The sequence below is a fragment of the Halalkalicoccus tibetensis genome, from assembly GCF_037996645.1.
GTDB lineage: Archaea > Halobacteriota > Halobacteria > Halobacteriales > Halalkalicoccaceae > Halalkalicoccus > Halalkalicoccus tibetensis.
Window position 1 is genome coordinate 261,263 of the sequence record NZ_JBBMXV010000002.1, and the last position, 11,764, is coordinate 273,026.

Here is an 11,764-nt window from a genome sequence, read left to right on the forward strand (position 1 = left end):
GACAAGTGATACCGTATGTCTGAATCCGAGGCGAAAACTGCGCGTGCCGAATGGGGGACGCGCTTCGGTTTCCTGATGGCGATGGTCGGCGCCATGGTCGGCGTCGGGAACATCTGGCGGTTCCCGTACGTCGCCGGCCAGAACGGTGGGGGTGCCTTCATCATCGCCTTCCTCGTGTTGCTGTTCGTGCTCGCGGTCCCGGGGCTGATGGCCGAGGTCGCGCTCGGGCGCTACACCGGGAAGGGCGTCATCGGGGCCTTTCGCGACGTGACCGGGCGGGGCGGGCTCGTCGGGCTGGGCGTCGTCGTCCTGCTCGTGAACATCGCGCTGATGTCGTACTACGCGCCGCTGATCGGCTGGACGCTCTACTACGCGATCCACTCGTTGCTCGGGACCTTCACCGGCGCGGGCTTCGGCGCCGAGGCGTTCCTCGACGGCTTTCTCGCGAACCCCGTCCTGACCATGACGATGCACACGATCGTCATGGCGGGGATCGCGGGGGTGTTGCTGTTGGGTATCCGCCAGGGCGTCGAGCGCGTCGTCGTCGTCGCGGTGCCCGCGCTGGTGGTCTCGCTCGCGGTGATCGCGATTCGCGGACTGACCCTCGACGGTGCGAGCGAGGGGCTCGCCTTCACCTTCGGGATCCAGTGGGAGTTCCTCTTCATGAGCTCGACGTGGATCGAGGCGCTCGGTCAGGCGCTCTTTTCGACCGGGCTGGGCTGGGGGATCGCGCTCACGGTGGGAAGCTACCTCCGGGAGTACGACGACGTTCCGTTGGGCGGTGGGGTGTTCACCGCGATCGGCGAGGCCTCGATCGGGATCCTCGCGGCCTTCGCGATCTTCCCGATCGTCTTCGCGTTCGGGCTCGACCCCGCCGCGGGCGCGGGCCTGACGTTCGTCTCGCTCGTCCAGATCTTCCCCGAGCTCGTCGGCGGGGTCTTCTGGGGGATGCTGTTCTTCCTCGGCTTCTTCCTCGCCGCGTTCACCTCGGGGCTCGTCATCACCGAGGTCGGCGTCACGACCGTCTCCGAGGAGACGCGCCTCTCGCGCACCCAGACCGTCCTCGCGGTCTGCGGGCTGATCTGGGTGCTCGGGATCCCGAGCGCACTGTCGGCCGACTTCCTCGACTTCGCGGACTTCGTCTTCGGGAGCTGGGGGCTGCCGCTCGCGACGCTCGCGATCATCGGCGTCATCGGCTGGAAGCTCGGTCCCGAGCGCCTGCGCGTGCTCTCGGTCAACGACAACGCGGGCATCTACATCGGGCGCTGGTGGAACCCCGTCGTGAAGTTCGTCATCCCCGCGGTGATGCTGTTCATCATGGGCTTCTTCGCCGTCGAGGAGTTCGGCACGCCCGAGATGATCTGGGGGATGGTCGTGCTCGTGACGTTCCCGGTCGCCGGCTACGGGGTCATGCACTACCTCGAAGGGCGCGATCGACCGCCGGAGACCGCCGACGTCGCCGGGGGTGACGACTGATGGCGATGGTCGACCCCGTGCCGCTACAGCTCACCGGCGAGGTCTGGGCGACCATCGCGGTCGTCGTCGTCGCGTTCTGGGGAGTCGCGATCTGGGCGCTGATCCGCACTCTCAGACAGGAGGACCGCAAGGTCGAGCTGCTCGAAGGCCAGGACCGGATCGACAGCTACTCGCCGCGGGCGCTCGCGGACCTCCGGGAGTTCGTCGAGAACAACCCCGAGGACCCCTACGTGGCCGACGCCCGGCGCCGGTACAACGAGTGCGTCGAGACGCTCAAGGGAACCGACCGGCAGTTCTACGACTGGTCCGAGGAGGAGATCGACCGGCTGGAACGGCTGTAGTTCAGTCGCTGGCGACGGGCGTTTCGCCGGGGACGATGGAGGCCGACCGCTCGTGCTGGTAACAGGCCAGATACGGCAGCGAGACCGGCGCTAGACACCGAGAGCCGTCCTTACACTCCCGCCCGCAGACGAGCTCCCCGTCCGCGTCCGTCGGCGGGTCGCGATCGAACTCCTCCGCCGCGTCGGACGCGCCGAACGTCGCGTTCATCGCCGCTCACCCCCGTGGGCGCCGTTGGCGAGTTCGATCAGCTCCCCGTCCTGCAGGTACTCGACGATGCCCGCCGCCTCCAGTTTGGGGACGTGCGAGTGATAGAGCGTCGTGTGGACCCGTTCGACCTCCGGCGGCGGGACCTCCGCGGGCGGCGTCCCGTTCTCCATCGCCGCGACCTCGTCGGCGAGGTCGGTCGGCGTCATCGGCCCCGGCCGGTCCCGGAGACGGTCGACGGCGTACCGACGGCGACGGTACGTGGCCGGATCGAGCAGCCCCGAGCCGGGGAGTCGTCCTTCGTCGTCCGGTTCCGTATCGCGATCAGCTACTACCGACGTCGTCCCACTCACGGTGTTCGATAGCGGAAGAGCCGGTATAACCGTCTGGCTCAATATATTGAGGTTATTTAAGTACCTCCGCGGCCCGCCGCCGGGCCGCGCTCAGTCCAGCCCGAGAGCGGTGGCCCGCCCGATCATCAGCGAGTTGTGGATGAGGTTCGTCTGCCCCCGGCGCAGTCGCTCGGAGGCCGCCCGCGGACTCACCCCGAGCTCCGCGGCGAGCTCGTCGAGGGACGCGTCACGCGGGATCTCGAAATAGCCCATCTCCTGGGCGGTCGTCAGCGCCTCGAACTGTTTCTCGGAGACGTTGAACTGCCCCATCTTCGGCTTGCGCAGGCCGTAGAGGCGGAGCAGCTCGAACCGGACGTCCTGCTCCTCGCAGTAGGTCTGGAACGTCCCGAGCTCCTCGCGCGATTCGACTCGGAGCTTGAGGTGCCACTCGTCCTCCACCCCGTCGGCCTCGAGCAGCGTCGCGTGACCGTCGCGGAACCAGCCCAGAAAGCCGTAGTCGGGTTCGGCCCACTCGATCCTATAGAGGGCGCTGTCGTCGAACCTGGTGATGCAGCGGGCGTTTTCGACGGTGGGATCGTCCGCCGCCGCCGTCGCGAACGCCGTGGAGTCGGTGTCGACCCAGAGGAAGGGCATCGGCGCGCCCTCGGTCGGGACGATGAACTCGAACTCGACCGCGACGCCCGAGAGCTCCACGAGCGTCGACCCGAGGACGAACGACTCGGCCGGGACCCTGACCTCGGCGATCAGGCAGTCGCTCCCGGCGTCGATGGATCTCGTGTCGGTACCGTCGTGGTCGGCGTTGCTGTCGTCGGTCATTTGCTTCGTCGCGGAACGCGTCTGAGCCCGGTATGCGCCCCGCGCCGGCCACGCGAAGGGGATGGGACGTCGACGTCCCCCATCGCCGTCCCTCGCCGGGACGGCGCATAATGTGCAGTTAGTTGCTCCGTAGATACCGTTGGGGTCCCGGACGGTTATATACCAGGCTAGCAGCGGTCACGGGCGGGCGATCTCCTCGAAGACCGGCGTCCCGAGGAGCGTGAAGAGGGTGTACAGCTCCGCGGTGTGGTCCTCGCCGGCCATGTGGGCGTCGTACCGGTCGTAGGCGGCCTCGCGGTCGAGGAAGGGGAGGCCGCGGAGCAGGTCGTCGTTTCGCTCGAGGACCGTCCGCCCGAAGCCCCGTTCGCGCAGGACCGTCCCGCGGTCGCGCCAGGGCCCCCGCGAGTAGTACGGCCGGGGGAGCTGCTCGTCGTCGACGTGCTTGCGCCAGAACAGCGAGCCGTACTTCCGGACCTGATCGACGGGGAACCGGCTCGCCGGGCGGGCGCCCGTCTCGGAATGCCTGATCCCCGCGAGTTCCGGCGAGAGGGCGTCGAGGGCGGCGTTGATCACGTCACGCCGGAGGTGATACCGGATCGGCATCGAGCACGCGAGGTCGATGAAACGGTTGTCGAGAAAGGGCACCTACTGGGGGGCCATCTGGGTCAGCCCGAAGTAGTGGTAGTCCCGGTCGTTCGAGAGCGGGTAGTAGGGACTGAACAGCACCAGATCGCGGATCGATGCGTACTCGACCCCGCCGAGCGCGACCGACCCGTCGCGTTCATCGAGACTCGAGCGGAGCACCGACCCGAGGTCGGGCGGGGTCTCGACGAACGACGGCAGCGAGCCGTCCAGCGTGGCGAGGTAGTCCGCGAGCGAGTCGACCTCCCGCTCGATCGGCGTCGCGATCGAGCCGACCGGCCCCAGATCGAGGTCGAAGGCGGGGACGATCCCGCCCTTGAACAGCGAGTCGCCGTAGAGCCCGGTGACCAGGACGTCACACTCCTCGCGGATCCGGCCGTCGAAGCCGTTGAGGTGGGCCTGGTCGAACCGGCCGTTGAAGTTCATGCGGGGCGGGACGTGCTCAAGCATCCGCTCGATGTGGTCGTCGGGGCGCTCGAGCAGTCGGAACTCCGCGTCGGCCATGAACGCCACGCGCTCGGCGGTGCGGGCCTCGCGGCTCATCCAGTCGGCGAGGTGGTAGGCGACCGGGGGCTCGCCGGCCGCCAGCAGGAGCCGCGAGTCGCTGCCGCCCGACAGCAGGAGACCGTACCGGCGGTCGTCGGCGGCACGTTCCTCGAACACGCGCTGGAGGAGCTCGACGAACCGATCGACGAAGTACGAGAAGGACCGGTTGACCGGATCGTACTCGAGGCGCCAGTAGCGCTCGACCTCGATCCCGCCGGTCGTGAGATCGATCGTCGCGATGGATCCGGGCGGGAGCTTTCGCACCCCTTCGAAGGGCGTCCCGACGCCGGGGACGCAGTTGAACGCCAGATAGGAGTAGAGCCCCTCGGTGTCGGGCTCGGGATCGACGGCGGGGTGGGCGAGCACCGACTGGATCGACGTCGAGAAGACGACCCCCGCGTCCGTCTCGGCGTAGTAGACGGGGTGGGTGCCGAGACGGTCGGTGACGATCGCGAGCCGGTCGCGGTCGCGCTGGTGGACGAAGACGCTCGCCGCAGCGTTCATCCCCCGAGCGAATTCGAGTCCGTGCGAGCGGTAGAGCCGGACGACGTACTCCGCGGCGGTGTACTCGCCCGCGTAGCGGTTCTCGTAGCCGCCGTCCTCGAAGCCGTGAACGTCGCCGAACGTCCAGACCGCGTCACCCTCGACCCGGACGGGCTCTCCCGTCGGCTCGTGTGTGACCGACCGGAGCGACAGCCCCTCGGCGGCGGTCGTCTCGACGGCCTCCTCGCCGCTCCATCGGAGCGGCTCGATCGGATCGGTCACCTGCCGCTCCACGTCACCCGTCACTCCGACGACTCCGACCATACGACAGGTGTAGGATCCAGTACATGAATAGCTACCGACGGCGGAACCGGCCGGACCGGAGCCGCCGAACGGGCGAGCGGGTGGGACGGGGTCCCGGGCGTGATCGAATACCGCGGGTTTAAGCGAATCCTCGGGTACGAAGGGAGTATGAGCGACGACCAGGAGCTCGGCATCACCGAGTCCAAGGAGCACAGCCCCGGCGAGTGGTACGCCGAGGTCGTCCGCAAGGCGAAGCTCGCCGATTACGCCCCCATGGGCGGGTTCATCGTCACCCGCCCGCGGGGCTACGCGCTGTGGGAGGCGATCCAGGACCGGCTGGACGGCTGGTTCAAGGAGACGGGCGTCCAGAACGCCTACTTCCCGCTTTTCATCCCCGAGAGCTACCTCGAGCGCGAGAAGGACGTCGTCGAGGGGTTCGACCCCGAGGTCGCGTGGGTCACCCAGGGCGGCCACGACGAGTTAGAGGAGCGCCTCGCCGTGCGCCCGACCAGCGAGTCGATCATCGCCCCCTTCCTGAGCCAGTGGATCCGCAGTCACCGCGACCTGCCCCTGCGAGTGAACCAGTGGTGTTCCGTGGTTCGGTGGGAGGCAACCGAGACGAAACCGTTCTTCCGCACGAAGGAGTTCCTCTGGCAGGAGGGCCACACCGCCCACCGCGACGAGGCCGACGCCTGGGACGAGACGATGACCCGCCTCGAACAGTACGAGAAGGTCTACGAGGACGTGCTCGCGATCCCGGTGATGCGCGGGAGAAAGCCCGACCACGACAAGTTCCCCGGCGCGGACACGACTACTACTGTGGAGGCGCTGATGCCCGACGGCAAGTCGGTCCAGGGGGGGACGAGCCACCACCTGGGTCAGTCGTTCGCCGAGGCGTTCGACATCACGTTCGTCGACGAGGACGAGGAGGAGACCGTCGCCCACACCACCTCGTGGGGCCTTTCATGGAGAGCGATCGGCGCGCTGATCATGACCCACTCGGACGACCAGGGGCTCGTCCTCCCGCCGACGGTCGCCCCCGAACAGGTCGTGATCGTCCCGATCTGGGGGGAGGAGAACCGCGAGGAAGTGCTGGAGTACGGCGAGGGGATCGCCGCCGAGCTCGAGGAGGCGGGCTTTCGCGTCGAGTTCGACGACCGCGACGAGCGCAACCCGGGCTTCAAGTTCAACGAGTGGGAGCTGCTCGGCACCCCGCTGCGCCTCGAAATCGGCCCCAACGAAGTCGCGGACGGCGAGGCGACGGCCGTCCACCGTCCCGACGGCGAGAAGAGCGTCGAGGACCGCGAGGGGATCGCAGAGAGCGTCCAGGAACACCTCGACACCGTCTACGCGAAGCTGTACGCGGCCGCCGAGGAGAACCTCGAGGAGAACGTCCGGGACGCGGAAAGCCGCGAGGAGATCCTCGGGACGATCGGCCGCTTCGGCGGCTACGTCCGCGCGCCGTGGTGCGGCAAGGAGGAGTGCGAGACGGCGATCAAGGACGAGATCGCCGCCGAGATCGTGATGGTTCCGATGGAGGGCGACGATCCCGACGGCGAATGTGCGATCTGTGGGGAGGGTGCGGAGGAGACGGCCTACTTCGCGAAGTCCTACTGAGCGCCCGCGCCCCGACGCCCCGAGCGCCCCCACGATCCGTCCGCGCGCGAGGACACGCCGGGGTCGAACGGGGGCTCCGAGCCGCCCTGGGACGCCCCGCCGACACGTCGCGGCCGTCCGACGCCGGAACGTGGCCGCGAAACGTCAGTACTGCGACCGAACGGAGGAATCGGGAATACGGACGTTGATGCCGACGAACGTATGATGGACGCGGGAGGATATACCGGAACTCCCTACTACTTCGGGCTCCACTGTACGGATGTTAATACATCCTGGTTGTTCATGAGTGACATAAGGATCATAATATGGCATTAACAGACCCTTAGCCCTTCAGGGACACGTTCTTAAGTGAAGACTCCCGTGGGAACGTATGACCAACCACGCTAGCGGGACGACTACCCAACGTGGGCTTGCGGACCCGACGGACGAGCGATCGAACTGCGGCGTCGGGGTCGTGATGGACCTCGATGGGGGGGCTGACAACGGGGTCGTCGCGGACGGGCTGGAGCTGCTGAGCAACCTCGAACATCGGGGGACGACGGGCGCCGAGGAGGCGACGGGCGACGGGGCGGGGGTACTGCTCCAGCGGCCCGACGAGTTCTTCGCCGAGGTACTGGGCCACGAGCTGCCCGAGACCTACGCGGTCGGGTCGCTGTTCTTCCCGCAGGACGACGACGCGCGCGAGTCGCTCCAGGAGCTCGTAGTAGAGACGCTCGCCGACCAGGGTCTGGAGGTCTTCGCGTGGCGCGACGTCCCGACGGACGCGACCGAGATCGGACGGACCGCCCGCGACGCCGAACCCGACGTCCGGCAGTGTTTCGTCGAGGCGGAGGGACTCTCGGAGGAGGAATTCGACCGCGCGCTGTACGTGGGTCGGCGGGCCATCGAGAACGCCGTCAGCCGGCCGGCGGAGGGAGAAAGCGAGGAGGACGAACCCCACCGGGACGTCGTCGCCCGCGAGGACGGCGAGGGGTTCTACGTCTGCTCGCTCGACCGCAAGACGGTCGTCTACAAGGGCCTGCTGAAGGGCGAGCAAGTACCGCAGTACTACCCCGATCTGACCGACGAGCGCGTGAAGTCGACGTTCGTGATGGTCCACGAGCGCTTCTCGACGAACACGCTGGGCGCGTGGCATCTCGCCCACCCATATAGGAACATCATCCACAACGGCGAGATCAACACGATCCAGGGCAACATCAACTGGATGCGCGCCCGCGAAACCGACATCGCCCACGAGGAGCTCGAGACCGAGGCGATCAAGCCGATCATCGACGACCCCGAGCAGTCAGACACCGCGAGCGTGGACAACGCCCTCGAGCTGCTGCTGGAGGGCGGGCGCGACCTGCCCCACGCGCTGCGGATGCTGATCCCCGAGGCGTGGCGCGACGAGGCCAACGACCTCCCCGAGGAGCGCCAGGCGTGGTACGACTTCCACGCGAACCTGATCGAGCCGTGGGACGGCCCCGCGCTCGTGGCCGCGACGGACGGCGACCGGGTCGGCGCGGTGCTCGACCGCAACGGCTTCCGGCCGTGTCGCTACGACATCACGAGCGACAACACGCTCTACATGGCCAGCGAGGCCGGCGCGGTCGACGTCGACCCGAGCCGGATCGAGGAGCGCGGCCGGCTCCAGCCCGGCCAGCTGTTCCTCGCGGATCCCGAGGAGGGGCGGGTCATCCCCGACGCGGAGGTCTTCGACGGGCTCGTCGACGAGAAGTACGGGGAATGGGTCGCCGAGAACCAGGTGAACGTCAACGAGCTCTCGAACGACCTCGTGAACCAGGGCTCGACCGACGAGCTGCCCCGTCCCGACGACCTGAGCCTCTCGGAGCTCGACGGCGACCTGCGGAGCCTGCAGGCCACCTTCGGCTACACCCACGACGAGCTCGACAACCTGCTCGAGCCGATGGCGAAGAAGGGCAAGGACCCCGTGGGCTCGATGGGCGACGACACCCCGCTGTCGGTGCTCTCCGATTTCAACCGGCCGCTCTTTTCGTACTTCAAGCAGCTGTTCGCGCAGGTGACCAACCCGCCGCTCGACTACATCCGCGAGGAGCTGGTCACCTCGATGGAGAGCCGGCTGGGCTACCAGCGCAACCTGCTCGACGAGTCGCCCGCGCACGCCCGCCAGCTCGTCGTCGACTCGCCGATCCTCTCCGACCGCCAGACTGCGGAGGCCAAGGCCCTCGAGCGCGACGGGCTCTCGAGCGCGACGATCGACGTCACCTACGACCCCGACGAGGAGCTCGAGGGCGCGGTCGAGAGAGTGCGCGACGACGCGGTCGAGGCGATCGAATCGGGCACCGAGATCCTCGTGCTCTCCGATCGGGCGACGAGTCCCGACCGGGTCGCGATCCCGAGCCTGCTGGCGACGGGGGCGGTTCACCACCACCTCGTGCGAAACGGGCTTCGCAACCACGCCGGCCTCGTCGTCGAGTCGGGCGATCCTCGTACGGTACACCAGGTCGCGACGCTGGTGGGCTACGGCGCGGGCGCGGTCAACCCCTACCTGGCATACCGCACGATCGCGGACGTCGTCGCGGGCCCGGACGGCGCGAGCGAGGCCGCGGCGGTCGCGGGCTACATCGGCGCGCTGGAGGACGGCCTGCTGAAGGTGATGTCGAAGATGGGCATCTCGACGGTTGAAAGCTACCAGGGCGCCCAGATCTTCGAGGCCGTCGGACTGGACTCGGACTTCGTCGCGGAGTACTTCGAGGGCACCGAGGCGCGCACGGAGGGGATCGGCATCGAGGAGATCGAGGAGGACCTGCTCGCGCGCCACGCCGTGGGCTTCGGCGACGACCCCGACATCGAGCGCCAGGGCGAGTTCGAGAACCGCTCGGGGGGGATCCACCACCAGTGGAACCCCGAGACGGTCGGCAAGCTCCAGCAGGCGGTCCGCGCGGGCGACTACGAGCGCTACGGGGAGTTCGCCGAGCTGATCAACGACCAGCACGAGGAGCTCCAGACCCTTCGAGGGCTCCTGGAGTTCGATTCGAACGGGAGGGAATCGATCCCGATCGAGGAGGTCGAGCCCGTCGAGGAGATCGTCACGCGCTTCTCGACGGCGGCGATGAGCCTCGGGAGCCTCTCCCCCGAAGCTCACGAGAACAACTCGATCGCGATGAACCGCATCGGCGGGAAGTCGAACTCCGGCGAGGGCGGCGAGCCCCCGGAGCGATTCGGCACCGACAAGGAGTGTAACGTCAAGCAGGTCGCCTCCGGGCGCTTCGGCGTCACCTCGGAGTATCTATCGAGCGCCGACGAGCTCCAGATCAAGATGGCCCAAGGGTCCAAACCCGGTGAAGGAGGGAATCTGCCGGGCGAGAAGGTCAACGAGATGATCGCGGACGTCCGGTACGCCACGCCGGGCGTCGGGCTGATCAGCCCGCCGCCGCTGCACGACATCTACTCGATCGAGGACCTCAAACAGCTGATCCACGACCTCAAAGCGGCGAACGAGGAGGCCGACATCAACGTCAAGCTCGTCAGCGAGGCCGGCATCGGCACCATCGCGGCGGGGGTCGCGAAGGCCAACGCCGACGTGGTCCACATCTCGGGCCACTCGGGCGGGACCGGCGCCTCGCCACGGACCTCGATCAAGCACGCGGGCCTGCCGTGGGAGCTCGGCCTCGCGGAGGCCAACCAGATGCTCCACGCGACCGGGCTTCGCTCGCGGATCCGCGTCTCGGCCGACGGCGGGATGAAAACGGGGAGGGACGTCGCAGTCGCCGCGCTGTTGGGCGCCGAGGAGTACATCTTCGGGACCGCCTCGCTGGTGACCTCGGGCTGCGTGATGGCCCGCCAGTGTCACAACAACACCTGCCCCGTCGGCGTCGCGACCCAGGCGATGAAGCTGCGCGAGCGCTTCCCCGGCCAGCCCGACCACGTGATCAACTACATGACGTTCATCGCCCAGGAGCTCCGGGAGATCATGGCGGAACTGGGCTTCGAGACCGTCGAGGAGATGGTCGGGAAGGTCGAGCACCTCACACAGCGCGAGGACGTCAGCCAGCCCAAGGCGCGCAAGCTCGACCTCTCGACCGTGCTCGCAGAGCCCGCGGGCGACGAGTACACGAAGACGAGGGAGCAGACCCACGAGATCGACGAGCAGCTCGACCACGAGCTGATCGACGCGGCCGAGCCCGCGCTCGCCGATCGGGAGCCCGTCGCGATCGACACCGCCATCTCGAACGTCGACCGGGCGGTCGGCGCGATGCTCTCGAACCGCGTTTCGAAGAGCTACGGCGGCGAGGGGCTGGCCGACGACACCATCTCGGTCGGCCTCTCGGGCACCGCGGGCCAGAGCTTCGGGGCCTTCCTCGCGTCGGGGATCTCGATGCATCTCACCGGCACCGCCAACGACTACGTCGGCAAGGGGCTCTCGGGCGGGAAGATCGTCGTCGACACCCCCGAGAACGCCAGCTATGCGGCCGCGGAGAACATCGCGGTCGGCAACGTCGCGCTCTACGGCGCGACGGACGGCGAGCTCTACGTCAACGGCCAGGCCGGCGAGCGCTTCGGGGTACGGAACTCTGGAGTCAAGGCCGTCGTCGAGGGCGTCGGCGACCACGGTTGTGAGTACATGACCGGCGGCGTCGTCGCCGTGCTGGGCGAGACGGGCAAGAACTTCGCCGCGGGGATGAGCGGCGGGGTCGCCTACGTGCTCGATGAACCCGGCAACTTCGAGGAGCGCACCAACACCGGCATGGTGACGCTCTCGCGCGACCTCGGCGAGCGCGACGAGCGTATGCTCCGGCGACTGGTCGAGAACCACGCCGCCTACACCGACAGCGAGCGCGCGAACGAGATCCTCGAGGAGTGGGACGAGTACGTCGGGCGGTTCGTGAAGGTCATGCCCGACGCCTACAGCGAGGTCCTCGAGCAGGGCGCCGAGGACGTCCGGGACTCCCCGCCGGCCCGTCCCGAGTCGACCGACCCCACCGCCGCCGGCGGCGTCAGCGCCGACTGAGGTTCCTATC

The 11,764-nt window shown here is 68.2% G+C and carries 9 protein-coding genes; 4 read left to right on the forward strand and 5 right to left on the reverse strand.

Annotation, left to right across the window (positions count from 1 at the left end):
- Positions 1–15 precede the first annotated feature (15 nt).
- Positions 16–1,476, forward strand: coding sequence for a sodium-dependent transporter (locus WOA58_RS06745; RefSeq protein ID WP_340603416.1), 1,461 nt, complete (start codon positions 16–18; stop codon positions 1,474–1,476).
- Between the two features lie 5 nt (positions 1,477–1,481).
- The gene (locus WOA58_RS06750) at positions 1,482–1,817 is read left to right on the forward strand and encodes a hypothetical protein (protein WP_390220735.1); all 336 of its coding nucleotides are present in this window, start codon (positions 1,482–1,484) and stop codon (positions 1,815–1,817) included.
- A gap of 1 nt (position 1,818) precedes the next feature.
- Here the strand turns inward: WOA58_RS06750 and WOA58_RS06755 are convergent, their stop codons facing one another.
- From WOA58_RS06755 to WOA58_RS06775, 5 genes are all read right to left on the reverse strand, one after another.
- Positions 1,819–2,025 carry a hypothetical protein gene (locus tag WOA58_RS06755; protein WP_340603418.1) on the reverse strand — a complete coding sequence of 69 codons (207 nt, stop codon included), beginning with the start codon at positions 2,023–2,025 and terminating at the stop codon, positions 1,819–1,821.
- Entirely contained in the window at positions 2,022–2,375 is a 354-nt protein-coding gene (locus WOA58_RS06760) for a DUF7344 domain-containing protein (protein WP_340603419.1), read from the reverse strand. Before WOA58_RS06760 ends, WOA58_RS06755 begins: the two co-directional genes overlap by 4 nt.
- A 90-nt stretch (positions 2,376–2,465) precedes the next feature.
- Positions 2,466–3,191: a helix-turn-helix domain-containing protein gene (locus WOA58_RS06765; protein ID WP_340603420.1), complete on the reverse strand. Its 726-nt coding sequence runs from the start codon at positions 3,189–3,191 to the stop codon at positions 2,466–2,468.
- 177 nt (positions 3,192–3,368) lie between these two features.
- Positions 3,369–3,836 (reverse strand): hypothetical protein, encoded by a 468-nt coding sequence (locus WOA58_RS06770; RefSeq protein WP_340603422.1) that lies wholly within the window; start codon positions 3,834–3,836, stop codon positions 3,369–3,371.
- Positions 3,837–5,186 carry an asparagine synthetase B family protein gene (locus WOA58_RS06775; protein ID WP_340603423.1) on the reverse strand — a complete coding sequence of 450 codons (1,350 nt, stop codon included), beginning with the start codon at positions 5,184–5,186 and terminating at the stop codon, positions 3,837–3,839.
- A gap of 147 nt (positions 5,187–5,333) precedes the next feature.
- Here WOA58_RS06775 and proS point away from each other — a divergent pair, with 147 nt between their 5' ends.
- Together proS and gltB are read left to right on the forward strand one after the other, a co-directional pair.
- Complete coding sequence (gene proS, locus WOA58_RS06780) at positions 5,334–6,782, forward strand: proline--tRNA ligase (RefSeq protein WP_340603424.1); 1,449 nt, start codon at positions 5,334–5,336, stop codon at positions 6,780–6,782.
- A gap of 370 nt (positions 6,783–7,152) precedes the next feature.
- Entirely contained in the window at positions 7,153–11,754 is a 4,602-nt protein-coding gene (gltB, locus tag WOA58_RS06785; RefSeq protein WP_340603425.1) for a glutamate synthase large subunit, read from the forward strand.
- The last annotated feature ends 10 nt before the right edge of the window (positions 11,755–11,764 follow it).